Below are 23,717 nucleotides of genomic sequence, written 5' to 3' on the forward strand. Positions count from 1 at the left end.
TGAGATGACGGCCGGCCTGCCATCATCGACCGGGCGGGTGCTGAGCCGAAAAACGCGGCATACCACCTGGTCAGCGCTCGATGAGAGCCGGTTCACCTTTCGCCCCGGACGGGGTGAGCAGCCGTCGCCGATCCAGCAGCGTCATCGCCAGCGCGCAGCCCCACCCGATCACGACCAGGATGGTCCAGGGCAGCCAGGCCAGGCCCCACCGCCCGGCGGCGTCCCACAACGTGCCGGTCAGCACGCTGCCGGCCGTGACCCCGATGCCCGACAGGGTGGCGTACAGCCCGTAGTGGGTGGCGACCAGCCGTCCGCCGGACATCGCGACGATCACCTCCATCTCGAACGGGCAGATCAGCATGGTGCCGAGCGCGAGGAGCGCGGCCGCGACCAGCATCGGGGCCATGGCCGACTGCCCGGCGAGGCCCTCGTCGGCCACCGCCACGTGCGGGACGGGACCGGGCCAGGCCACGAGCGGGACGAAGGCCGGCCCCATCACGGCGAGTCCGGCCAGCGGGCCGAGCAGCAGCCCCGTCTGTCCTGCCATGTTGAACCAGCCGAACGCCCGCACCCGCCGGTCCGCGGCGGCGACGGCCAGCAACGAGCGCCCCCCCGGATCGAACAGTGCCCCGGCGAACCCGGTCGCCACCGACGCCACCACCAGCGCGCAGACGCCGTCGGCGAAGCGGCGTTCACGGGGCGGGGAAGGTCTGCGTCGGCGTCGTCGAAATCGGAGACGCGCTCGCCATCGAGGTCTCCGACCAGGGGCCCGGCGTCCCGGAGGAAAGCGACCCGTTCGTGTGTTCCTGGACCGTCGACGTCACCCGGCTTGGGAGGCGAACTCGGTCATCGCGTCGAGCAGCCACCGGGCGACGTAGTCGGCGAAGGAGGCGCGGGGCAGGATCAGGTACGTCGAGGGACCGGACTGCCAGAGCAGCACGGGCACCGGTCCGAGCGTGGTCGTCACCGCGTCGCCGGGGCCGAACGACCGGGGATGCAGGTCGGCTGGGCAGCCCTTCTCCAGCACCTGACGCGCCGCGGCCCCGCTGAGCTCAAGAATCGTCCGGTTCGCCGACACGTCGACCACCGTGCCGGAATCACCCGCCAGGGCCTCGACGAGGTCCGCCACCAGCGGGCCGGGTTCGGCCGACGAGACCACGAGCCATTCGTCCGGGCCCAGCCACAGGGCGGTGTGCGCTCCCGCCTGAGCGGTGTCCGCGACCCGCTCCGGCAGGCCGGTTCCCAGCACCGCCCCGATCCGGTCGAAGGCCGCGGATCCGGGGGCCACCCGGACGGAGACCATGGTCAGGAACGGCAGCTCCCGCAGTGACCCGCCCCGGGCGCCGCGCATCCGGTCCTCAAGGTGCGCCAGCGGGCTCCGCCGTAGTTCAGCCGTCACGCCTGTTCCCTTCGGGGTCGTACAGCACGGGTCCGGTGACCTCGACCTCGACCGGGGAGTCGCCCACCTGGGCGATGAGGATCTCCCCGATCCGGTCCCGGCCGCCGGCGACGAGCGCGAGGGCGAACGGCCGGCCGAGCGCCTCGCTGTGGTAGCTGGAGGTGACATGCCCGAGCATCGGGACGGGTCCCCGCTCCGGGGTGACCGGCACCTCCGGCGCGATGATCTGCGTGCCCTCGGGCAGCCGGGTCACCCGGTCGACCGGCAGCAGGCCGATCAGGTGCCTGCGGTCGGCCCGCGCGGTGTCCGCCCTGGTGTAGGAGCGGCTACCGATGAAGTCCTTGCGTTTCGAGACCACCCAGTCCATGCCGGCGTCCTGCGGCGTGACGGTCCCGTCGGTGTCCTGCCCGACGATGGGGTACCCCTTCTCCGCGCGGAGCACGTGCATCGTCTCGGTGCCGTAGGGCGTGATGTCGAGGTCCGCTCCGGCGGCGTACACCTGCTCCCAGACGGCGAGGCCGTACCAGCCCGACACGTTGATCTCGTAGGCGAGTTCGCCGGAGAAGGAGATCCGGCAGATCCTGGCGGGTACACCGGAGGCCAGCGTGGTCTCGCGGAAGGTCATGAACGGGAACGCCTCGGCCGAGACGTCCAGGTCCGGGGCCACCCGCGCGACCACCTCCCGCGACTTCGGGCCCACCACCGCGATCGTCGTCCACTGCTCGGTCACCGAGGTGCAGTACACGTCCAGCTCGGGCCACTCGGTCTGCAGCCACTCCTCAAGCCAGTCGAGGACACCGGCCGCACCGCCGGTGGTGGTGGTGAGCAGGAAGCGGTTCCGGTCGAGGCGCAGGTTCACGCCGTCGTCCAGGATCATGCCGTCGGGCTTGCACATGACCCCGTACCTGGCGGAGCCGACCGGCAGTTTCCGGTGGGCGTTGGTGTAGACGCGGTCCAGGAACTCGCCCGCGTCGGCGCCGCAGACCTCGATCTTGCCCAGCGTGGTGGCGTCCATCATGGCGACGCCCCGCCGGGCGGCCCGGCTCTCGCGGGCGACCGCCGCGTCGATGTCCTCACCTTCCCTGGGGAAGTACCGCGGGCGCAGCCACTGCCCGACGATCTCGAACCTGGCGCCGTGCGCGACGTGCCAGGGGTGGATCGGGGTGGTCCGTTCGGGGTCGAGGAGGTCGCCTCGCTCGCGCCCGGCGAGGGCCGCGAAGGAGACCGGGGTGTACGGCGCCCGGTAGGACGTCGTACCGATCTCCCCGGGGGTGCCGCCGAGAGCGGCGGCGATCACGCCGATCGCGTTCACGGCGGAGGTCCTGCCCTGGTCGTGCGCGGTGCCGATCGAGGTGTAGCGCTTCACGTGCTCGATGCCGCGCAGGCCCGCACCGGTCGCCCGCCAGATGTCGGCGACGGTCTGGTCGCGCTGCAGGTCGACGAAGTGCTCGTGCCAGTCGGCCGGCTCACCGGTCCGCCCCGGCACCAGCCAGAGCTGCCGGACCGGCCCGTACTCGCCGGTGGCCGCCCGTCCCACCGGAGCCTCGGCCTCGATCGGGAACCCGGCGGCCACGGCGGCCTCGACCCCGGCCTCGGTGCCTTCCGAGAGGCAGCCGCCGAGGTCGAAGGTGCCCCGGGCCGAACCGGCCACCCGCTGGTCGCGGACGGTCCCCTCGGGGACGAAGGCCGCGAGCACGTCGTCCCAGCGCAGCCCGCCCTGCCGCTGGCTGTGCAGGTGTACGACGGGACTCCAGCCGCCGGAGACGGCGAGCAGGTCACACCCGATGGTCTCGACGTCGCCGCTGAGCAGTCCGTCGTCGTCCAGAGCGCTGACCAGGACGCCGCCGACCCGTGGGGTGCCGGTCGTCTCGACGACCGCGCTGCCCGGCACGACACGCACTCCGGTCCCGGCGACCTCGGCCGCGCGCGGCGACAGGGCGGGACGGGCGTCGATCACGGCCGCCACCTCGACGCCGGCCGCGACCAGGTCGGTCACCGTGTCGTACGCGCTGTCGTTGGTGGTGCTCACCACGGCGCGGGAGCAGGGCGTCACGGCGTACCGGTTGAGGTAGCCGCGCACGGCCGAGGCCAGGAACACCCCGGGGCGGTCGTTGCCCGCGAAGACCAGCGGGCGCTCGTGCGCACCGGTGGCGATCACGACCCGCGCCGCCCGGATGTGCCAGACCCGCTGGCGGGACACGCCCTCGGGGGCCGGGTGACCGAGATGGTCGGTGCGGTGCTGGACGGCGACGACGTAGTTGTCGTCGTAGCCACCGAAGGCGGTGGTGCGGCCGAGCACCCTCGCCTCGGGGGCGGATTCGAGTTCGGCCACGACCTCGCGCACCCAGTCCAGCGCGGGCGAGCCGTTCACCGTCTCCTCCCGGCAGGAGAGCAGCGATCCCCCCGGCTCGGACTGCTCGTCGAGGAGGATCACCCGGGCGCCCGATCTGGCGGCGGCGGAGGCCGCGGCGAGCCCCGCCGGGCCGGCACCGATGACCAGGACGTCGGTGTGCGCGAACCTCTTGTCGTAGACGGCCTCGTCACCGGTGGGGTCGAGCCGGCCCAGGCCGGACAGCGTCCGCACGGCCAGCCCGTCGACGAGGGAGACCGTGGTGGCCGGGAGCATCGACTCCGGGCACCGCCCGAGGACCTCAAGCAGCGCGTTCGGCTCCTCGACACCGGCCGCCACGATGCCGCGCGGGCGCCCCCGGTAGATCGAGGGGGCGACGTCGAGCCTGCCCGCGGCCAGCATCGCCGAGGCGACGGTGTCACCCGGGTGGCCGGTCAGCTCCTGGCCGTCGACGGTGAGGCGGAGCACCGTGTCACGGTCGATCCGGCCGCCGGACGGGAGCCGGTGGGGCTGGGCGCTCATCGCGATCCTTCCGGGCGGGGGTCGGTGGGCCGGTAGACGGCGAGCACCTGGTAGCTGGTGGTGTCCCGCACGACGTTGAACCAGCGGCGGCAGCCGGTGCTGTGCACCCAGCGTTCGGCGAAGGGGCCCTCGGGGTTGTCGCGGAAGAAGAGGTACTCGGCCCATTCCTGGTCGGTCAGGTCGGCCGGGGCCTGCGGGTAGCGGACGTGGGCCTGCCCGCCGTAGTGGTACTCGGTCTCGTCGCGTGGACCGCACCAGGGACAGTTCAGCAACAGCATGCGGCGGCTCCTTGGCGAGATCGCGGGGTCAGTGGGCCACGGCCGCGGCGCCGTGCTCGTCGATGAGGGCGCCGGTGGTGAACCGCTCCAGGGAGAACGGCGCGTTCAGCGGGTGCGGCTCCCCGGTCGCCATGGTGTGGGCCATGGTCCATCCGGCCGACGGGGTGGCCTTGAACCCGCCGGTCCCCCAGCCGCAGTTGACGTAGAGGTTCTCCACCGGCGTCCTGCCGATGATGGGCGAGGCGTCGGGGGAGACGTCGACGATGCCACCCCAGGTACGGAGCACGTGCGCGCGGGCGAAGACCGGGAACAGTTCGATCGCCGCCGCCATCTGCTTCTCGATGACATGGAAGGAGCCGCGCCGGCCGTAACCGTTGTAGGAGTCCACGCCGGCGCCCATGACCAGCTCGCCCTTGTGCGCCTGCGAGACGTAGACGTGCACGTGGTTCGACATGACCACGGTGGGGTGGACCGGCTCGTACAGCTCGGAGACCAGTGCCTGCAGCGGTTGCGACCGGACCGGCAGCCGGAAGCCGGCCTGCTCCGCCAGAACACCGCTGTGACCTGCTGCGGCCAGGCCGACCACCCCTGCGTTGACGGTGCCCCGCGTGGTGCGCACGCCGACGACCCGGTCGCCGTCCTTGACGAAGCCGGTGACCGCGCAGTCCTGGATGAGGTCCACCCCCAGCGCGTCCGCGGCGCGGGCGAAGGCCCAGGCCACGTGGTCGTGCTTGGCGATGCCGGCCCGGGGCTGGAACGTCGCGCCCAGCACCGGGTAGCGGACGTCCGGGGAGATGTTGATGATCGGGCACACCTCGGCCACCTCCTCGGCCTCCAGCCACTCCGCGTCGACACCGTTGAGCCGGTTGGCGTTGACCCGGCGGTGGGCCTCGCGGACGTCCTGGAGGGTGTGGGCGAGGTTGAGCACGCCCCGCTGGCTGAACAGGAAGTCGTAGTCCAGTTCCTCGGGCAGCCGCTCCCACTGCTTCAGCGCGAACTCGTAGATCCCGGCGCTCTCGTCCCACAGGTAGTTGGAGCGAATGATCGTGGTGTTGCGGGCCATGTTGCCGCCGGCCAGCCAGCCCTTCTCCAGCACCGCCACGTTGCCGATGCCGTGGTTTCTGGCCAGGTAGTAGGCGGTGGCGAGCCCGTGCCCGCCGCCGCCCACGACGATCGCGTCATACGACGGCTTCGGCTCCAGGTTGCGCCAGAGCAGGGCGGGGTGCTCGGGGAGCGGATTCGTGGTCACGCCGAGGCTCCGTTCGGGTCGAGGCCGCCTAGTAAACTATTGATATATCAGTTAGTGGGGTAACCTACGTCAGGTGCGAGCGACGGTCAACGTAGGGGGCGGGGACGACGAGTCACCGCTCTCGCTCGCCGAGCAGGCATACCGCGCCATCCGCGACATGCTCGTCATGCTCGACATCCGCCCCGGGATGCCGATCAAGGAGGACCACCTCGCCGCCTCACTCGACATGGGCAGGACACCCGTCCGCGAGGCGCTGAAGCGGCTGGAGGGTGAGCGACTCGTGGTCGCCTACCCGCGCCGCGGCACCTTCGCCACCGACGTCAACATCACCGACCTCGCCCACATCTCCGAGGTCCGGCAGCAGCTGGAGCCGGTGGCCGCGGCCAAGGCGGCCCTGCGCGCCACGCCGGCGGACCGGATCGCACTCGGCGAGCTCGGCGCGGAACTGGCCCCCGAGCGCATCTCCACCCTGCCGCCGGAGCAGCTGATGCGTCTCGACCTGCGCGTGCACCGCGCCCTGTACGCCGCCACCGGAAACCCCTACCTTGAGGACACCCTGGTCCGCTACGACAACCTGGCCACCCGGATCTGGTGCCTGTTCGTCGACCGGCTTCCCGGCATGGCGGGCCATGTCGGGGAGCACGGCCCGCTGCTGCGCGCCGTCGTCGACGGCGAGGAGGAGCAGGCCGCCCGGCTCGCCGCCGAACACGTCGCGGGCTTCGAACGCGAGGTCCGCGCCCTGCTCTGACCTCCCGGCCCGCTCGCTCTCCGCCACGCGGAGGCCGGTCAGGGGCCGGATGCGGCGGGGTCGCCCCCGCCGCATCCGCGCTCATCCTCCCTGTGTCCGGCGCCGGGACGTCAGCCGTGGACGCCTCTCCCCCACCATGAGCCGGACGATGTACGACCTGGCGCCGGAGAGCCGGACCTGCTGGATGTGGACGGGGACCAGCCGGTGCCGGATGGCGGTGCCGAGGTCGTCGGTGTCGGGGATCAGCACCACCGCCGTTCCGTCGGGGGCGAGGACCCGTCGCAGCTCCGTCCACCACCGGGAGGGAGCCCCGTCGAGCAGGCCGTGCGCGGCGACCTGCGCACCCCAGGGTGGGTTGCACACGACGCGGTCGATGCTGCCGTCGGCCAACGGCAGGTCGCCGGCGTCGGCCGGGCGGACGGTGATGGCCCGGAAGTCCGCCGCGTTCGCGCGTGCCGCCCGCAGCGCGTCCGGGTCCAGGTCGAAGCCACAGAAGCGGGCGTCCGGCCGCAGGTGTCCGGCCTCGATGAGCAGGGTTCCGGCACCGCAGCAGGGGTCGAGCACCCGGTGATCGGACTGGATGTCGGCCATCCGGGCCATCGCCGCGGCCAGCGGAGGATGCAGGGTGCCCGGGATCGTGCACCGCTTGTAGGTACGGCGGTGCAGTGGCCGGTCGGTGATCCTCAGCATGAGCGTCGCCCGGGTGCCGTCCAGGATCAGCCGCCACGCGCTGTGGGCCGGTGGGGGCGCGACGCCCCCGCGCCGCGAGTGGTAGCCGGCTCCCAGCCTCCGCGCCAGGGCCCGGCCGACGGCGTCCTCGGCGTCGTACCGGTTGAAGTTCCGCCTTCCCAGGAAGGACGCCGACACCTCGACACCGGCGAGCTCGCCGGAGCCTCCGCAGCCCAGCCGGTGCCGGAGCAGCCTGTCCACGTCGGTGACGGCCACGAGCCCGGCGAGCGTGTCGACACCCGTTCTGGCCGCTCCGATGTCCGGCAGTTGGGCGGCGAGCAGGAACACGTCGTCCGCGGTGCGCAGCCGGACCACCCCGGGCTCCGGTCGAGGCGCGCGGAAGTGCACCTCACGGTGGCCCAGATGGGTGATCGGACCGAGTCCGAGCTGGAGGATCTCGGCGGCCACGATGGGCTCCAGTCCCCGGACGCACCGCGCCACCAGGCGCGCCGCCGTCACGAGACGGCGAGGGCGCTGGGACGCGGGGCGGTGAGAAAACGCGCGCGAGTGCGCATGATGATCGTTCTTCTCCCACGTCAAGGTTCGGGACGGCGCCACGCCGCCCCGCCTCGTCGACGACGGGGGTTCCTCGCCTCGCCGACGGTCCCTTAACGCAGGTGGAAAAAGAAGATCATGGAACGGATGGTAGCACGTGATCATCCAGCGCTGTATCGGCTCGGGAGCCCACCCGGATCACGCCGCCATGACACCCCGCCTGCCGGGATTCTCGCCGAGCCGCCGGTCCGGGACGCCGTCTCCGGCGCCCCGGACCACACGTTCGAGAACCCGGGTTCCGGTCATAACCCGGTCAGGGGCTCGGCGGGCGCCACATGGGGAACATCGGCGGGCCGTCGGGCATGAACATCGGGTCGCCGAGGTCCTGATAGCCGTGGCGCAGGTAGAGCCTGCGGCTGCGGGTGCTGCTGGCCTCCAGGTACGCGGATATGCCCGCCTCGTCGAGCCCGCGGTGGTACTCCTCGAGCAGCCGGGTCCCCGTCCTCCGTCCCTGGTACCCGGGGAGCACGGCGAGGAACGCCAGGTAGTGGTGCGGGTCGTGGGGGTGGCGCTTGTCCATCACCTCCCCCATCTGCCCGATGCGCTCCGCGTGGGGGCCGGCGAACGCCTCCACCCGGGCGTCCCGGTCGGGGATCTCGGGAAGCGGCTCGGCGCCTTTGCGGAACCATACGGCCACGGCGGACATGTCGGCCGGCGCGTGGACCTCGCCGTGGATGAGGGCGCTCTCGGTGACCATGGAGAAGAAGGGGGGCATCACCCGGCGGCGATCGTCGTCCGGCGGGATCATCCAGGCCGAGATCTCCTGCTCGTGGAAGGAGGTGGCGATGATCGCGCCGATGGTCTCGGCGGCTCCGGGAGCGTTCTGAACGCGGATGATCTCTGTCATTCGGTCCCTCCCACGGCCGCCTGGGCGCCCCGCCCGATGTTCGCGTATATCTTCGGCCGGTTGGCCCGCAGGACGAGTCCCCACAGGGCGCCGAGCCCCACGGCGACGAAGTAGACGGCGGGCATGATCCAGCGCAGCGGGGAGTCAGGGGCCACGCCGAGCACGGTGTCGAAGTTGGCCATGACGAGCACGATGACCACGATCAGCAGGACCGAGGAGATACCCGGGGCGATCCTGGTCCGCCAGGCGTTCTCCTCGTTGGGGTTCTTGGCGAAGAAGACCAGCACGGAGATCGAGGTGGCCGCCAGCATCATGAGCAGTCCCAGGCCACCGAACGATCCGACGGTGAAGAACAGCTGGACGACCGGATCCAGGCCGAAGACCGCGTATATGACGATCGTGACCAGCCCGATGACACTCTGCGCCACCGAGCCGTTGACCGGGGCACCGGTCCGGGGGGAGGTACGACCGAAGGTCTCGGGCAGCACCCTCTCCCTGCCGAGGGCGAAGACGTAGCGGGAGATCGTGTTGTGGAAGGCGATCAGCGCGGCGAAGAGGCTCGTCACGAAGAGGAGGGAGCCGATGGTGGCGACGGTCGCCCCCAGGTGCTGCCCGGCCAGGTTGAACAAGAGGGCCGAACTCTGCTCGCGCGAGGTCTCGACGATCTTGTCCGAGCCGATCGGCACGGTCATCGCCCAGGACGACACGGCGTAGAGCCCGGAGATGACGGCGAGTGCGACGTAGGTCGCGATCGGCACCGTGCGCCTCGGATCCTTGGTCTCCTCGGAGAACACCACCGACGACTCGAAGCCCGCGAAGGACGCGATGCAGATCGCGACCACCGCACCGATCCCGGGGACGAAGAGGTTCGACGGGTCGAAGACGTCGAGGCTGTAGCCCGAGGCCGCCGGATTGATCAGGTCCGCGATGTCGAACACGACGACCACGGCTATCTCCGTCAGCAGCAGTACCGACAGGACCTTCCCGTTCACGTCGACCCGCAGGAGACCGAGCACCCCGGTCAGCACCCAGGCGACCAGCCCGATGACCCACCAGGGCGGAGAGCTTCCGAACCAGTCGGCGATCAGCGGCTGGGCGGCCGCACCGATCATGCCGTAGAGACCCACCTGGAGCGCGTTGTAGGCCAGCAACGCGACCCACGCGGTCGCCACACCCACCGGCCTGCCGAGCCCTTTCGCGGTGTACGCGTAGAACGCCCCGGCGTTGACGACGTACCGGGCCATTGTCACGTAACCGACGGCGAACAGGCCCAGGATGGCTCCCAGCAGGATGAAGGCGAGCGGCACGCCGGTCACGCCGGTCGCGGCGTAGGCGGCGGTCACCGAGCCACCGATGACGGTCAGCGGCGCCGCCGCCGAGATGACGAAGAACACCACCGACGGCACACCGAGGCGGTCCTGGGCGAGCGCGGCGGAAACGGCGCCGGCCCTTCGTTCTGTCACGGACATTGGGATCCTTGAAATGAGGGGGGTGGGTTCACCGGCGGCTGATGACGGAGTCACCTACGGCAGCCTCGGTCTGGGCGATCAGTTCCTGGAGCGGCGCCGGGAGGGCGGTGATCGAATCGGAGAGGTATCTCGGGTTCTGCTCCCACAGGACGAGCTGGTTGCCGCCGGTCGCGACGAGCAGCCCCAGCAGGACGCTGTCCTGGACGCCAAGTGGCTCACGGCGTTGGATCGCCAGGTTGACGCGCCCGCCGGGCCACGCCGCGATGTTCACGTCGACCGGCACCTGCCTCCGCGACGGGCGTCTGCCGGGCGGGCGCAGCAGCCCGTCGGCGGTCATCCGGGCCGCCACGTCGGCGAGTGCCGCACGGGCGAGGAACTGCAACCAGGTACGGAAGCGGTGTGCGGGTTCGGCGACGATGTGGTCCAGGGCGGTCCTGGTGAGCGCGTCTTCGGGCGGCGCCGCGTCGAGAACGACGAGCTGTATCTGCCCCGCCGCCAATCCCACGGTTATCCGCCCGGCGAGCATCAGTTCTCCCAGGATGGCGGCGGCCAGCCCCAGACCGGTCAGGCGGGCATGAAGCCTCATCCGGCCGGTCGCATTGTCATGCATGACAAAGAACAGGTCGTCGGCCAATCGGGGTCCCGAAAGATCAACTTCAGCCACGAACGGCGATCGTATAGCCAAATTGTTAAATCTGCCATTACGCGAATAAAATTCTGGCACGTAGCGGATAGCTCGGAGCGGGAATCGGAGAAGAAAGTCGCCCGCCGGCGACCGAGGCGGCAATGGCCGGACCTCTCGGCCTGAAAGCTCCCGGAGATCGGCGATCACCCGGATGACCTGGTACGCAAAGACGAAAACCCGCCTCACGCCGACAGCGCGAAGCGGGCCTTCGAAGGTTTTCCCAGCCGGGAAAATCCAGCCGAGCGAGCCGCACGGAGCGGGAATCAGCGGGGGCCGGATAATTAGTGTCGGCCTTTAATGCGGAAAGTTACACCGACCAGGGACCGGAATGGCGCGGTAACGACTTCCGTACACTCGGTGTCGAATCACGGCCACGGGTTCAGGAACCGACCCCGGAGATCGCATCCGGGGATCCTCGTCGGCCTCCCGCGAGGTGGCCCCACATGGACCGGCTCGGCCGGGACCCGTGTCGTGGGTCCCGGCCGCGCCGGAGTCTTTCAGCGTCCGGGTAGGTGCCGGCCGCCCTGTCAGCAGCCCCTGGCGGCGAAGGCCAGGAACTGGGTGACCTCCTGCTCGCTGAAGTTGTCGTCGGAACCGATCACCAGCGTGCACTCACCGTTGCGCAGACGCGGTCCCCAGGCGAGGCTCTCCAGGTTCTGCACCGGTGTCCGCACCGTGCTGAGGTCGGAGACCAGGCGCTTGGAAACCGGGCGGTACGGGCGGCCGGTCGACAGGCTGTCCCTGTTCAGCACGTTCGTGGCGCCGCGCAGGTCGATCTCGTACAGCTTGACCTTGTAGTTGACGCCCTCGATCCAGGAGCGTTCGAGGGCGAGGTAGCGGTAGTCGTCGATCGCCAGGATCTCCGAGACGCCGCTGTCGGACTGGCCGGTCGGCGGGATCGGCGCCGCCGGCAGCGGGTCGATCGGGTAGACGTACTGCCCGCGCGGCCTGCCGTCGCGGCTCCACACGGTGATGCGGGCCGGGGCGCCCTTGGTGGCGGTCGGCGGCTCGCCGTCCTCGTACCTGGGGCCCTCGGTGACCGCCGTGATGGTGCGCGCCGTGGAGGTCAGGCCCTCGAAGCCGAAGTTGCGCCGGGGGCCGCTGTCGGTGGCGGTCATCTTCATGTTGCGGGGGGTCGTCAGCTCCCCGAGGTGACGGCCCCGGGGGTTGGTCCAGCGGACGAACAGGTCGGAGACCGGGATCTCGGGATGCGTCGCGTCCGGCCGGTCGCCCTCGTGGCCCCAGAGCAGCCGGTCGCTCCACCTGTCGTAGCGGATCGTCTCAGGATCGGCGGACTCGGCCCGGCCGTAGGCGGGGTAGGGGGTCCCGTCGGGGCGCCGCAGGGTGGTGACCCCGGTGAGGTTCACCCCGGTGAAGGCTCCGGTGACCGGGTTGATGTCAAGGCGGCCGGTGTAGAAGCGGGCCGGGTTGTAGCGCCACCGGTCGTCGGAGATGAAGTACCAGGTGCCGGTACGCGGGTCACGGTCGATGCCGGAGATGCCGCCGACCGTGGTCCCCCGGAACCGCATCTTGTTCGGCAGGCGCTGCTCGCCGAGGAAACGGGTGATCCGGACCCCCCTCGTGGGCGCCGCGGCCTCCGACCGGGCGTCCGCCGTCGACCGTCGGGCGTCCGCCGTCGACGCCTGCGCGCCGACGGCCCCGAGGCTGACCGCCGTCGCGATCGCGGCCGCGATCGCCGCGATTCTTCGCGAATTGGCCATATGACTCTCCTCATCCCAGAAAAGATCCCGAAGGACTGGCGGGAATATGAGATCGCGGATTGCTGAAAATATCCACGAGAATCAGCACTTGAATGCTCAATGGCCGCTCAATGACAGGGAAGAATCAGCGATTTTTCCGGCATTTTCAGTTTTGAAGTCGAGGATTACGACAATGCGCTCGAAAGTATGTGAGCGGGGCATCTCATCACTGCCGATCAGGATGACCGGCCATCCGCCGGACGCGGGTCCGGGGGCGCGCGCACGGCGGGAGTAGGCTCGAAGGGACGCCGACAACCCCGCCGGGTCTATGCCACATTGGACGGCGAATCATGGCGGATATCGAACCCACATGCGAACTACATCTACGGATATCCGGTCAGCCCCACGATCTGATGCTGCGCCTGCACGGCCACGAACCCACCGAGGACGACGTGGCGAGTTGGATGCGGGCCGGTTCCGTGGTCAGGCTCCAGGTCACCGAGACGGCAGGCCGGACCCCGCACACCATGCTGGTGAATTTCGGCAGCGTGGTTTTTGCCTGGATCTGCCCTTACCAGTCCGGCCGGGGATGAATCCATGAAGCCGGGCTGCCGCCCCCAGGTCTACCGCGGGCCCGGACAGACACCATGATGACCGACTATTTACGCATCTATCGCGACATGTACGGGAATAGATCCCTAATATCGCCGAAAATCACGCAGAGCCCGCGATCCATTCCGGCGCCGAGCCCTGATGAGGACGGCCCCGGCGTCGGCTTCTCCCCCATCCGCCACCGTGAATGGACGCCCGCATCCGCCATCCGGAGCGGCCAGTGACCCGGCCAGTGACCCGGCCAGTGATCGGGTCGATGACCGGAAGGTGAGGCGGCCGGCCCGCACCGGCGGCTCTCTCGGCATCCACCCACCCGCGCGGTGCGGGCTCGCGCCCTTCGACTCCGTCCTGGCCGCCCTGCCAGGAGGGCGATGCACCCGAGTCATTGACAAAATGAAATTTTACGTACAGGCTCGATTTTGCGATGAGAGATGTCCTGTATCTGGAGCAGATCGATCAGGCCGAGGCGCTGCTCAAACCGCAGCGTATCGAGGTGCTGCGGCGGCTCGCCGAGCCGCGCTCGTGCACCGAGGTGGCGGCCCTGCTCGACCAGACCCCGCAGCGGGTCTACTACCACGTGAAACGCCTGGTGGAGGCGGGCCTGGTGACCCAGGTGTCCGAGCGCAGGGTGCGCGGCATCCACGAGGGCGTCTACCAGGCGAGCGCCCGCTCCTACTGGCTCTCGCCCCGTCTCGTCGGCCGGATCGGCCTGCGCAGAACCCAGGACGAGCTGGGCCTGGGCTACCTGCTTGACCTCATGGAGGAGGTCCAGGCCGATATCGGCGCACTGGACAGGACCGCGCCCGAGCTGCCGTCCGTCGGCGTGTCCGGTGAGATCCGGGTGCCGCCGGAACGGCGCCAGGAGTTCCTGAACGACCTCCAGTCCACCCTGCAGGACCTTTTCACCCGCTACGGCGGCACCGAAGGTGACGCTTTCAAGCTCGCCGTGGCCTGCTACCCCAAGGGAGAACCCCGTGAGTGAGCCGATGAGGCTGAACGCCCGCGTGGCCGCACCGCTCAAGGCGGTCCACCACGCCCTGACCGACCCGGGCGAGCTGCGGATCTGGCTGGCCGAACACGCCGAGGTCGAGCTGCCGCACCGGTACGAGTTCTGGGGACGCCACATCCCCGAGGGCCACGCGCCTCACCAGCGCCCGCTGCACGTCGACGACCACACGCTGCGCCTGTCCTGGTCGATCGGCGGCGAGGAGACGACCGTCGAGATCAGCCTGGCGGAGGAGGGCCCGGAGTCGACCACCCTGTCGCTCTCCCAGACCCATTTCGACTACCGGGAGGCGATCTCCGGCAACGGCGGCGTCCTGGGGACGCTGCAGACGTTCTGGTGCCTGTCGATCGCGAACCTGGTCGACCACCTGGAGGGCCGCGAGCTCACCCCGAAGTGCGACTTCACCTCCCCGCGAATGCAGGAGCGGTTCCTCATCGGCGCCTCGCCCGAGAAGGTGTACGACTCGCTCGTCGACTCGGCGAAGTTCAGCCGGTGGTTCGGCTACCGGATCGACATCGAGCCGTACGTCGGCGGGCGCTTCGCCATGGGCGGCTTCGAGGTGGACGAGGCACCGGGGAAGGTCGTCGAGGTGGAGCCGGGCCGCAGGTTCTCCCTGGAGTGGCCGGGCTTCGGCGTCTCCAGCTGGGAGCTGGAGGGCTCGGACGGCGCGACACGGCTCACCTTCATGATGAGCGGCTTCGACGAGGGCAACCCCCCGTACGCCGGGTGGATGGGCTGGCTCAGCGGCGTCGCCGAGCTGCGCCGCTTCCACGAGCTGAGCGACTGGCAGCCGATCTGGTTCGATTTCGAGCCCCCCACCCTGCCCGAGGAGACCACCGCGACCAGGTGACCGCGCGTCGCGGCGGGCACGTGCCTGGGCAGCGCCTGTCGGCGCTCGCCAACAGGCGCGTCGCGGGGCCGGCGGGACAGGGCACCTGGATACCTGTGGGAGCCGGTTCCCTCTGCAGCGAGCTACAAGTCAGTTCCCAGTACCGCATGTGACCTTTCCTTCAGATGCGATGGCAGGGCGCCATCACTCAGGAGGGCGGGGTCATGAGCGGAAACAAGCGAGGCATGGCGATCGGGGCGTTGGTCGGACTGGTCGTCGGAGGGTCGGGGGTGGCGGTCGCCGCCGTGGCGGTCGAGAGCGGAGTGATCACCGCGTGCGTTGGCAGCGGCGGCATCGTACGGATTCCCCCGACCGCCCAGCCGACGATGAACCCGACGCCTTCTCCGAACGAGACCATGTTGGCGCCCCAGCCCACGCCGACCATCGCGCCAGGCGAATGCCAGCCCGGCGAGAAGAAGATCTCGTGGAATCAAACAGGTCCCACGGGACCGCAAGGGCCACAGGGACCGCAGGGCCCGAAGGGCGAAACCCCCGCGCAGTCCGGCCAGATCTACTTCGCCACGGGCTCAGGGGCGCTCTCTGGTCCGGCGAAGGAGTTGGCCATCCTGCGCGAGGTGCCCGCCGGTGACTACCTTGTGCAGGCGAGCCTTCGCTACAGCGGCGGATACGAGAAGTACGGCGTTCGGTGCGACCTCAACGCCACCAACGGCGAGGTCTACCAGTCCAGCTACGGGGGTGGCCAGCAGAGCCAGCTCCACACTGCCCAGGAGTTCTACGGCTCCATGGCGTTCCATGACGTCGTCAAGATGACCGGCACGGGGACGATCTCCCTGAAGTGCTACCAGAACTGGAGCGGGGGGCCGGCCGACGTTAACGTCCAATTTGCCCGCCTGTCCGCGACCGCCACCCCGAAACTGACGGTGTTCCCCTAACCGGTCGCCATTCTCGCCGGTCACCGGGGAATCGTCGTGACCGGCGCGGCGGGAAGCCGCGTCGGAGTGCATCCGCTCGACGCGCCCGCCGCCGTACCGGCCCGCCTGGATCTCCACCAGCGCCGCCTTGGGGCGTCCGCTCAGCCGGGGGATCGCCCAGGTGCACTGATCGGCCCCCTTCAGGTGGTGGATCGACCGGTGCACGACGAACTCGCGGAACTGCGCGAGGTCGGCCTGCCGCTGGAGGAACCCCGGCAGGTCGGGGCCGCCGACGGCGGCGGCCACCAGACACGAGCTGAGCGACTGGCAGCCGATCTGGTTCGATTTCGAGCCCACCCTGCCCGAGGAGACCACCGCGACCAGGTGACCGCGCGCCACCCGCCCTCGGGCCCGCATACCGGCGAGAGCCGGTTTCAGCCGGATGTCGGAGAACTCGGCTCCGCGTGTATCACCGGCGGGCGGCGCGCCTCATATCGCTGTGAGAAACCCACGGTCTCCCTGGCCGTTCACGGCCAGAGCTGAGGAGCTTGATCTCGTACGGCGAAACCTCTCCACCGGTCGCCGGGGGATCGTCGTGACCGGTGCGGCGGGCAGCGGCCGGAGCCGCCTGACCGCCGAGGCCGTACCCGAGGCGATGCGTGAGTCGGTGCTCGTCGTGGACGACGCCCATCTGCTCGACGACGCCTCGGCCACGCTCGTCCACGAGCTGGCACTCGGCGGGCGTACCCGCCTGCTCGTCACGGTCAGGGAGGGCGAGCCCGCGCCGGAGGGCGTCTCCAGGCTCTGGGAGGAGAACCTGCTGCCGCGCCTGGCACTGGCCCCCCTGACGGAGCGCGCCTGCGCCGAGCTGCTGGCGCGAGCGGTGGGCGGCTACGTGGACGCCCTCACCGTCCGGCGCCTGTACCGGGCGAGCCGCGGCGACCTGCGGCTCCTGCGCGAGCTGGTCGTCGCCGTGCACGCCGGCGGAGACCTGAGCCACGTGTCGGGCACCTGGACCTGGCGGGGCACGCCGCCGATCACCGCGCGCGTCCGGGAGCTGGTGGAGGAGACGATCCGCGACCTCGACACCGAGGAGCGGGACGCGCTGGAGCTCATCGCGTCCGGCGAACCACTGGGCACGGGTGTGCCGAGCGCGGGTGCGGCGGGCACGGGTGCGAATGCGCCGGGCGCCCTCGTGGCCCCCGGCGTCCTCGAACGCCTGCGGGCGAGGGGGCTCGTCACCGTGGACGACCGGCTCGTCCACCCGCTGCACGGCCCGGTGCTGCGGGCCGCGATGGAACGTTCCCGCCCGGGCCGGCCCTCCGGCGGGCGAAGGCCCCCGAGGGCCTCGGCACTGGCGGCCGAGTGCGAGGAACTGGCCGCACGCGCGTACGCGGGAAGGCTCGCGGAGATACCCCGGGGCATCGGTGAGCGGATGGCCGAGGACGACACCGGCTGGGACGAGCCCGCGATGCCGGAGTTCTGCGCGCGGCGCGCCCGCGTCGCCCGGCTCCGCGGGGAGACCCGCGAGGCCATGGCCTGGAGCCGCGAGGGACTGCGCCGCTCTCCCCACCACCGCGCCTGCCTGGCCGAACTCGCCCACGCCGCCGCCTACGTCGGCGACCTGACGACGGCCTGGCAGGCCCTCTCCCGTGGTCCCGCCCCCGCCGGGGAGGCATGGACGCGCCCGTGGCAGACGGCCGGCGCACGGCCTCCGGCGCCCGCGCGGAACACCCGGTCGCCCGCGCCCGACACGGCCACCTGGCCGCGGACATCCGCCGGGGACACCCGGTCACCGACACCCGCCGGGGCCGGCCGGTCGCAGGCGCCCACCCAGGACCGCCGGCCGTGGGCATCCGCCGCCGTACCGGCGCGGACCTGGGCGCTCGCCGCCGAGGGAGACCTCGACGGCGCCCTGCGGTCCGCGCTCGGCGTCGCCGGAGACGGCCTGTTCGGAGACGACCTGTTCGCCCTGCACGACGTGGTGCGGCTCGGCTCCCCCGAGCTGGTCGCCGATCGGCTCGGGGAACTGGCCGACCGTACGGAGGGGGACCTCGCTCCCCTGCTGGCGCGGCACGCCCGCGCGCTGGCCCGGCGCGACGGGGACGCCCTGGACAAGGTGGCGCGGGGGCTCGCCGACCTCGGCCTGATGCTCCACGCCGCGGAGGCGTCCGCGCACGCCGCCCTCGTCCACTCCGACCGGCGCGCCTCGCAGGCATCCAGGAACCGGGCCTCGGCGCTGGCGGGCGCCTGCCAGGGGGCGCGCAGCTCCGCGCTGGTCAACCTCGCGCTGCCGAGGCTGACCGCCCGCCAGCGGCAGATCGTCAGCCTCGCCGCGGCGGGCCTGACCAACCGGCAGATCGCCGAGCAGCTCACGGTGTCGATCCGCACGGTCGCCAACCACCTGTGCGACGCCTACGCGCGGCTCGGCAGCAGCGACCGCGCCGGCCTGGAAGGGCTCTTCACCGTCGGCCGGCGCGACGGCCGGACGGGCGGGCACCGATGAGAGGAGCCGGGCGGGTCAGGCCGCTCCGATGGCGGAGAAGGACCAGCCCGTCGCACGGTGGAGCGCGTCGCCGGGCATCGACGACCTGGCGTCGCGCAGGGCCTCGGCCATGCTCAGACCGCGCCGCAGCCCCTCGTGCAGGGCGAGCATCAGCGGCACCACGGCCTCGTCGTCGACCGGCACCGAGCTCGCCACGATCCCGGCCGTGCCCAGCGGCAGCAGCGCCGTGGCGAGGCCGAGCAGCTCGTTCGCGCCGACCGGCTGCAGCCTGCCGGAGTCGCAGCTGGACAGGACGATCCGGTACGGGGCGCTACGGAGCCGTTCGAGGTCGTGCGCCGTGAGCGGGCCGTCGTCCATCCCCAGGGAGGAGAACATCGGACTGTCGGAGCGGAAGGTGCCGTGCGCGGCGATGTGCGCGAGCCTGCTGCCGTCCAGCGCCGCGAGCACGGCCGAGGTGACCGCGGTGCCGTTCTCCAGCACCGTCGCCTCGCCGTACCTGGCGGCCAGGGGCGGGATCTCGGCACCACCCGTCGCCAGCCCCGGGCCTCTGACCAGCACGACCCGCTCCCGCGACGGCGACGGCTCGATCCGCCGGGCGCGGAGCCAGGCGCTCGCCGACGGCGACACGCTCAGCACCCGCGTCCCCAGCGCGGGCAGCAGCGCCCAGGGCACGCCGTGCAGCCTGCCCGGCGGTACGACGACCACCGGCCCCTCCCCGAGGTGGCGCACCGCGGGGCCGAGCAGTGACTCCTGGAGGCGGCGCCCGCCGGCTTCGAGGATGGGCAGCCTGGCCGCGGAGCCCCCGTACGCGATCCTGCTGAGACCCGCGCGGGCGTGGTCGGCGTCGATCGCCGCGTCGGCCAGCCGTCCCGCGGCGAACCTGCGCACCCGGCCCCGGCCGCAGAGCAGGACGTGCAGGTCGCCGTCGACGGCGACGATCTCGATCAGCCACCCGTCACCGAGCTCGCCGAGCAGCAGGTCCACGTCGAAGCGGTGCCCGTCGGTGCCGCCCTCGCCGCGCATCCGGAGCGTCCGGTCGCGGATCCCCCTCTCCAGCCGCCGCTGCTCGCGCTCCAGCGCGGGGGCCGGGCTGCCTTTCTGCCGCGCCGCCTCGATCCGGCTGCTGATCTCGCGGAAGGCCGTCACGTCACGCAGCAGCTCGGGATCGTCCGGCGGCCGGGTGGGCGGGACCGCCAGCGCCGTGGCGCGCCAGCGCTCGCTCCAGCCGAGGAACCGGCGGGGGCTCCCTCCGGCGAGGGTCGCCCGCTGCGCGAGCAGGGCCAGCTCCGCCCCCTGCGCGGTGGCCCGCGCCCGCAGCTCCGAGGCGCCCAGCGTCATCCTGTACTCGTCCAGCAGGTCGAGCCCCCGTCGGCAGGCGTCCAGCACGCCGCGGGTCCGCCCCGCCGCCGCCGCCCGCAGTGCCTGCGCCACCCAACCGTCCACCCGGGTGAAGGCGGGACCGCGTGATCTGCCCCTGGCCGCGGCGGCCAGGTGCCGTTCGGCCTCGGCGTCGGCGCCGAGGGCGAGGGCGGTGCGACCGGCCAGCAACGACGCCTGGACCGCCTCGGGGGCGCGCAGCTCCGCCAGCCGCAGCGCGACCGCGGCGGCGTCGCGTACCGAGCGGCCGGAGATCTCTCCGGCCGCGAACCTGGCCTGGACCAGCACCAGCCGGGCGTGGGCCTGCCACCAGTCGCGGCGCTGGCTGGAGAAGAGCCGGACGGCCGTGCTCGCGCGGGCGGTCGCCGCGTGCGGCTCGCCCACCGCGATCGCGGCCCGCGCGGCGATCAGGAGGAGTTCGGCGCCGCGGGTCGTCTGCCCTCCCGTGCGGTTCAGCAGCTCCGTGGCGGCGTCGGCCTCCTCCAGCGCCTCGCGCGCCAGCCCGGCCGCCAGGAGCACCCCGCACCGCCGGATGTGCAGCACGAACATGGGCGTGCCGAGTGCCTGGTAACGGCTCGCGGCCTCGTCGAAGTGGTGTAGCGCCGCGGGGAGGTCGCCGGACCTGAACGCCGCCAGTCCTCTGCTCTCCACCGCGTCGGCCTTGTCGTGCTCCTGGTCGGTGGTGTCCCACAGCCGCTCGGCGGCGACGAAGTCGGCCTCGGCCCGCTCCACGGATCCCATGGCCAGGTGGACCGTGGCCCTGAGCGTGAGCGCGCGGGCGGTCCAGATCGTGTCCTGTGCCCGGCGCAGGGCGGGGATGGCCCGGCGCAGGTCGTCGAGCGCCTCACGGTGCCCGCCGAGGACCCACCAGACGTAGCCGCGCCGGAACAGCACGCGGGCGCCGGTGAGCCCGCCGCCCCTCTCGACCGCCGCCTCCAGCGCCGTCATCCCCTGCCTGGTACGGCCCGCGTGGATGAGGGCGGCCCCCAGGGTCGCCAGCACGTCCGCCTCGCGGTCCGCGGAGCCGGACCTGGCCGCCAGGGCGCGGGCCTGCCGGAGATGGCCGATCGCCGTCGTGAGGTCGCCGAAGTCACGCTGCCAGATGCCGATCACCTGGTGGGCGACGGAGGCGTCATGAAAGGAAGGGGCGCCCGCCAGCACGACCCGCGCTCCGGCCAGCGCGTCGGTGGGACGGGCGAACACCAGGGGCAACAGGTCGAGAGCATCTCCCGCGGAAGGCGGGACCCGCGGGCTTCCCCCGGTCACGGATCGATGTTAGACGTGATGTGTTCGGAGCGTCCATGCCGCTGTGCTCGTACGCAGGGGTGTATCAGCCGGGCGCCCCGCGGCTCCTAACCCATGGCGATGTGAGGAATCTCCGAGACAGGACAGTGAACATGGCACCAGACAGGTTCCAGGAACAGTTCGACCAGATCCAGGCCGCCATGGGAGAGGAGGTCGTGCTCGCGGCGGGCCCGGACGACTCGCCCAGGTTCCTCTATGAGAAGGGCTGCGTCCTCGCCAGGCGGGACGAGGCTCCCGAGGTCGCCCAGGCGATCCGGAGGGCGTTCCGCCGGGATCGCGGCAGTGACCGTGGCGTGGAGCTGCAGGAGGAGGACAGCCCGGGCGGCGTGTCCAGGATCCGAGTCGGGCCGCTGAACCGTGCGGAGCGCTGGCGCGACCGGGACGTGTCGGACGCGCTGCGGGCCGTCGACGAGCTGGAGCGTGCCAACGGCCGCCGGATGGTGTCCAGGAACCACATCGTGTCCATCGCGGTGAACTGCTGCCCCGGTGACGAGCCGGTACCCGTGGCCCGATGCGGGCCGCCCAACCCGGCGGTGGCCAAGCGGGTCGCCGGCGCGACGGCCGGACCGGTGTCCGTCCTGGTGATCGACACGGGACTGGTGGAGAACTACCGGTCGCACCCGTGGATGAGCCTCGTCGAGGGCGAGGGCAAGGAGATCGAGCTGGACTCCGAGGGGATACTCAAGCAGTACGTCGGTCACGGCACCTTCATCGCCGGGCTGATCAGCGCCGTCGCGCCCAGCGCCGCCATCACGGTGAACGGGGCGCTCGTCAACGCGGGCGCCATCTCCGAGAAGTGCCTGGGTGACCTCCTGCTCAGGGAGATGCGGCCGTTGAACAGGTGGCCGGACATCATCAACCTGTCCGCGGGGACCCTGAGCACGGACCACAGGACGCTCATGGGGCTTGAGGACTTCATGCGGGAGCTGGTGACCGACCACCCGGAGACACTGCTGGTGGCCGCGGCGGGGAACAACGGCAGCGACGAGCGGTTCCATCCCGCGGCCTACGCCGACGACCCCGACTACGCCGGTGCCGTCGTGTCGGTGGGCGCGCTGCGGAAGGACGGCCAGGACCGGGCCTGCTTCAGCGGTCACGGGCCGTGGGTGACGGCGTACGCTCCCGGGGAGCGCCTGGTGAGCGCCTTCACCGCGGTGGACGACACCCCGGTGCCCTACGACTACCAGCACTCGACCTACGACCACTGCCGGTACGGCTCCGCCTACGACTGCACCTGCCAGTTCCCCCCGCACCGGGGCGAGCTCAGCGAGAAGATGGCGGCGTCGCCGAACGCGATCCGCGAACGCGTCGAGTTCGACGGGCTGGCGCAGTGGAGCGGCACCTCCTTCTCCGCGCCCCTGGTCGTCGGCATGATCGTCAATCACATGGTGCGGAACAACGTGACCGACGCCCGGCAGGCCGCCGCCGAGCTCCTGAGCACCCCCCTGTCCGGCAGGGGGGTGCAGGGCCTGACCGCCCCCACCCTCATCCCCGCCACCTGGACGCCGTCGAGCGTGCAAAGTGTCCCGGTCGTGCCCTGAAAACCGGTGCGGCCGAATCGGCCCTCCGTCGTACGATGACAGTCCCGAGGGCAAGGGGACGTCACCGTGGATCGAGACTCGACCGGCATCCTCTTCCGCGCCGCGGTGGACGGGGAGACCGCGGCGTGGAAATCCCTGGTGGAGGGCCTCAGCCCGCTCGTGTGGTCCGTCGTGCGCGCCCACGGGCTGAGAGACGCGGACGCGCAGGAGGTCTACCAGACGACCTGGTTCCGGCTCGCGCAGAACCTCGCGCGGATCCGCGAGCCGGACAGGGTCGGGGCCTGGCTGGCCAGCACGGCGCGGAACGAGTGCGTCAAGGTGATCAGAACCGCCCGGCGGGTCTCGCCGAGCGACGACCCCGAGGTGTTCGACCGCGCCGCCGACGGTCGTACCCCCGAGCAGGCGGTGGTCGACGCCGAGGAGGCCTCGATGGAGCGGGAGCGGATGCGGGCCATGTGGCAGGCGTTCCAGGAGTTGGGTGAGAACTGCCGGCGGCTGCTGCGCCTGCTCATGGCCTCGCCGCCGGTCAGCTACCAGGAGGTCTCGGCGACGCTCGGCATCGCCGTCGGGAGCATCGGGCCGATCAGGCAGCGCTGCCTGCGGCGGCTGCGTGTCCTCCTCGCGGAACGGGGCTTCCGATGAGCGACGACGCGCTTGAGGCGGAGCTGCGCCGCGCCGTCGAGCTGTTCGATCCCGTTCCCTCCGACCTCCTGCAGACCGCCGTCGAGGCCTACGCGCTCCGCGCGCTCGACGCCGAGCTGGCCGAGCTGGTCTTCGACTCCCTGAGCGGGCCCTCACGGGTGCGGGGTGAGCGGGCGCCGCGGATGCTGACCTTCCAGGGTGCGGAGCTGACCGTCGATCTGGAGGTCACCGTGACCGCCGGCGGCGGGCACGTGGTGGGCCAGCTGATGCCACCGGGTCCCGCGGAGGTCGAGGTCCTCGGGCACCATCCGGTCACGCTGGCCACGGACGAGCTGGGCAGGTTCGTCCACGACGTCCCCGCCGGGCCTTTCAGCCTCCGCTGCCACCTCGCGGGCGCGACCGTCGTCACCGAGTGGATCACCGTCTGACCGCGGCT

The 23,717-nt window shown here is 71.5% G+C and carries 21 protein-coding genes and 1 pseudogene; 10 read left to right on the plus strand and 12 right to left on the minus strand.

Going from position 1 to position 23,717, the window contains the following annotated elements; translation table 11 throughout:
* Positions 1-70 precede the first annotated feature (70 nt).
* The 5 genes from ACQP0P_RS43370 to ACQP0P_RS43390 all read right to left on the minus strand — a co-directional run bounded on the left by ACQP0P_RS43370 (position 71) and on the right by ACQP0P_RS43390 (position 5,798).
* On the minus strand, positions 71-649 hold the full coding sequence (locus ACQP0P_RS43370; RefSeq protein WP_433367714.1) for a hypothetical protein: 579 nt from the start codon (positions 647-649) through the stop codon (positions 71-73).
* A 171-nt stretch (positions 650-820) separates the two neighbouring features.
* Positions 821-1,399 (minus strand): sarcosine oxidase subunit gamma, encoded by a 579-nt coding sequence (locus ACQP0P_RS43375; protein WP_433367716.1) that lies wholly within the window; start codon positions 1,397-1,399, stop codon positions 821-823.
* Positions 1,389-4,271, minus strand: coding sequence for a sarcosine oxidase subunit alpha family protein (locus ACQP0P_RS43380; RefSeq protein ID WP_433367719.1), 2,883 nt, complete (start codon positions 4,269-4,271; stop codon positions 1,389-1,391). The genes ACQP0P_RS43375 and ACQP0P_RS43380 overlap by 11 nt, the downstream gene beginning before the upstream one ends.
* A complete protein-coding gene (locus ACQP0P_RS43385; RefSeq protein WP_350964908.1) occupies positions 4,268-4,549 on the minus strand; it encodes a sarcosine oxidase subunit delta in 282 nt (93 codons plus the stop codon). Before ACQP0P_RS43385 ends, ACQP0P_RS43380 begins: the two co-directional genes overlap by 4 nt.
* A 28-nt stretch (positions 4,550-4,577) precedes the next feature.
* Positions 4,578-5,798: a sarcosine oxidase subunit beta family protein gene (locus tag ACQP0P_RS43390; RefSeq protein WP_433367722.1), complete on the minus strand. Its 1,221-nt coding sequence runs from the start codon at positions 5,796-5,798 to the stop codon at positions 4,578-4,580.
* A gap of 73 nt (positions 5,799-5,871) precedes the next feature.
* On the opposite strand from ACQP0P_RS43390, the gene ACQP0P_RS43395 reads away from it, so the two are divergent.
* Positions 5,872-6,546, plus strand: coding sequence for a GntR family transcriptional regulator (locus tag ACQP0P_RS43395; RefSeq protein WP_433367725.1), 675 nt, complete (start codon positions 5,872-5,874; stop codon positions 6,544-6,546).
* An 81-nt stretch (positions 6,547-6,627) separates the two neighbouring features.
* Here the strand turns inward: ACQP0P_RS43395 and ACQP0P_RS43400 are convergent, their stop codons facing one another.
* From ACQP0P_RS43400 to ACQP0P_RS43420, 5 genes are all read right to left on the minus strand, one after another.
* Complete coding sequence (locus ACQP0P_RS43400) at positions 6,628-7,683, minus strand: methyltransferase domain-containing protein (protein WP_433367727.1); 1,056 nt, start codon at positions 7,681-7,683, stop codon at positions 6,628-6,630.
* 400 nt (positions 7,684-8,083) lie between these two features.
* The gene (locus tag ACQP0P_RS43405; RefSeq protein ID WP_433367730.1) at positions 8,084-8,677 is read right to left on the minus strand and encodes a GNAT family N-acetyltransferase; all 594 of its coding nucleotides are present in this window, start codon (positions 8,675-8,677) and stop codon (positions 8,084-8,086) included.
* Entirely contained in the window at positions 8,674-10,146 is a 1,473-nt protein-coding gene (locus ACQP0P_RS43410) for an APC family permease (RefSeq protein WP_433367733.1), read from the minus strand. Before ACQP0P_RS43410 ends, ACQP0P_RS43405 begins: the two co-directional genes overlap by 4 nt.
* A 28-nt stretch (positions 10,147-10,174) precedes the next feature.
* Positions 10,175-10,810, minus strand: coding sequence for a GOLPH3/VPS74 family protein (locus tag ACQP0P_RS43415; RefSeq protein WP_433367736.1), 636 nt, complete (start codon positions 10,808-10,810; stop codon positions 10,175-10,177).
* A 548-nt stretch (positions 10,811-11,358) separates the two neighbouring features.
* Positions 11,359-12,552 (minus strand): esterase-like activity of phytase family protein, encoded by a 1,194-nt coding sequence (locus ACQP0P_RS43420; RefSeq protein ID WP_433367738.1) that lies wholly within the window; start codon positions 12,550-12,552, stop codon positions 11,359-11,361.
* 392 nt (positions 12,553-12,944) lie between these two features.
* Between ACQP0P_RS43420 and ACQP0P_RS43425 the strand changes: the two genes are divergently transcribed.
* The 4 genes from ACQP0P_RS43425 to ACQP0P_RS43440 all read left to right on the plus strand — a co-directional run bounded on the left by ACQP0P_RS43425 (position 12,945) and on the right by ACQP0P_RS43440 (position 15,931).
* Complete coding sequence (locus tag ACQP0P_RS43425; protein ID WP_433367741.1) at positions 12,945-13,124, plus strand: hypothetical protein; 180 nt, start codon at positions 12,945-12,947, stop codon at positions 13,122-13,124.
* A gap of 443 nt (positions 13,125-13,567) precedes the next feature.
* The gene (locus ACQP0P_RS43430) at positions 13,568-14,125 is read left to right on the plus strand and encodes a helix-turn-helix domain-containing protein (RefSeq protein WP_355616765.1); all 558 of its coding nucleotides are present in this window, start codon (positions 13,568-13,570) and stop codon (positions 14,123-14,125) included.
* Positions 14,118-14,999, plus strand: a complete 882-nt coding sequence (locus ACQP0P_RS43435; protein WP_433367744.1) for an SRPBCC family protein — start codon at positions 14,118-14,120, stop codon at positions 14,997-14,999. Before ACQP0P_RS43430 ends, ACQP0P_RS43435 begins: the two co-directional genes overlap by 8 nt.
* Positions 15,000-15,202: 203 nt before the next feature.
* Positions 15,203-15,931: a hypothetical protein gene (locus ACQP0P_RS43440; protein WP_433382508.1), complete on the plus strand. Its 729-nt coding sequence runs from the start codon at positions 15,203-15,205 to the stop codon at positions 15,929-15,931.
* Between the two features lie 117 nt (positions 15,932-16,048).
* Here ACQP0P_RS43440 and ACQP0P_RS43445 read toward each other — a convergent pair.
* A pseudogene (locus ACQP0P_RS43445) lies at positions 16,049-16,135 on the minus strand (hypothetical protein); the annotation flags it as partial.
* Between ACQP0P_RS43445 and ACQP0P_RS43450 the strand changes: the two are divergent.
* Together ACQP0P_RS43450 and ACQP0P_RS43455 are read left to right on the plus strand one after the other, a co-directional pair.
* A complete protein-coding gene (locus ACQP0P_RS43450) occupies positions 16,130-16,453 on the plus strand; it encodes a hypothetical protein (RefSeq protein WP_433382511.1) in 324 nt (107 codons plus the stop codon). The pseudogene ACQP0P_RS43445 and the gene ACQP0P_RS43450 overlap by 6 nt on opposite strands.
* Positions 16,410-18,416: a LuxR C-terminal-related transcriptional regulator gene (locus ACQP0P_RS43455; RefSeq protein ID WP_433367747.1), complete on the plus strand. Its 2,007-nt coding sequence runs from the start codon at positions 16,410-16,412 to the stop codon at positions 18,414-18,416. Before ACQP0P_RS43450 ends, ACQP0P_RS43455 begins: the two co-directional genes overlap by 44 nt.
* Before the next feature lie 15 nt (positions 18,417-18,431).
* Here the strand turns inward: ACQP0P_RS43455 and ACQP0P_RS43460 are convergent, their stop codons facing one another.
* Positions 18,432-21,059: a CHAT domain-containing protein gene (locus ACQP0P_RS43460; RefSeq protein WP_433367750.1), complete on the minus strand. Its 2,628-nt coding sequence runs from the start codon at positions 21,057-21,059 to the stop codon at positions 18,432-18,434.
* Between the two features lie 131 nt (positions 21,060-21,190).
* Between ACQP0P_RS43460 and ACQP0P_RS43465 the strand changes: the two genes are divergently transcribed.
* From ACQP0P_RS43465 to ACQP0P_RS43475, 3 genes are all read left to right on the plus strand, one after another.
* Positions 21,191-22,639 carry a S8/S53 family peptidase gene (locus ACQP0P_RS43465; protein ID WP_433367753.1) on the plus strand — a complete coding sequence of 483 codons (1,449 nt, stop codon included), beginning with the start codon at positions 21,191-21,193 and terminating at the stop codon, positions 22,637-22,639.
* Between the two features lie 66 nt (positions 22,640-22,705).
* On the plus strand, positions 22,706-23,281 hold the full coding sequence (locus ACQP0P_RS43470) for an RNA polymerase sigma factor (protein ID WP_343965779.1): 576 nt from the start codon (positions 22,706-22,708) through the stop codon (positions 23,279-23,281).
* Positions 23,278-23,709, plus strand: coding sequence for a hypothetical protein (locus tag ACQP0P_RS43475; protein ID WP_433367757.1), 432 nt, complete (start codon positions 23,278-23,280; stop codon positions 23,707-23,709). The genes ACQP0P_RS43470 and ACQP0P_RS43475 overlap by 4 nt, the downstream gene beginning before the upstream one ends.
* Positions 23,710-23,717 lie beyond the last annotated feature (8 nt).

Origin of the sequence: Streptosporangium sp. CA-115845 (assembly GCF_050943795.1) — a bacterium.
GTDB lineage: Bacteria > Actinomycetota > Actinomycetes > Streptosporangiales > Streptosporangiaceae > Streptosporangium.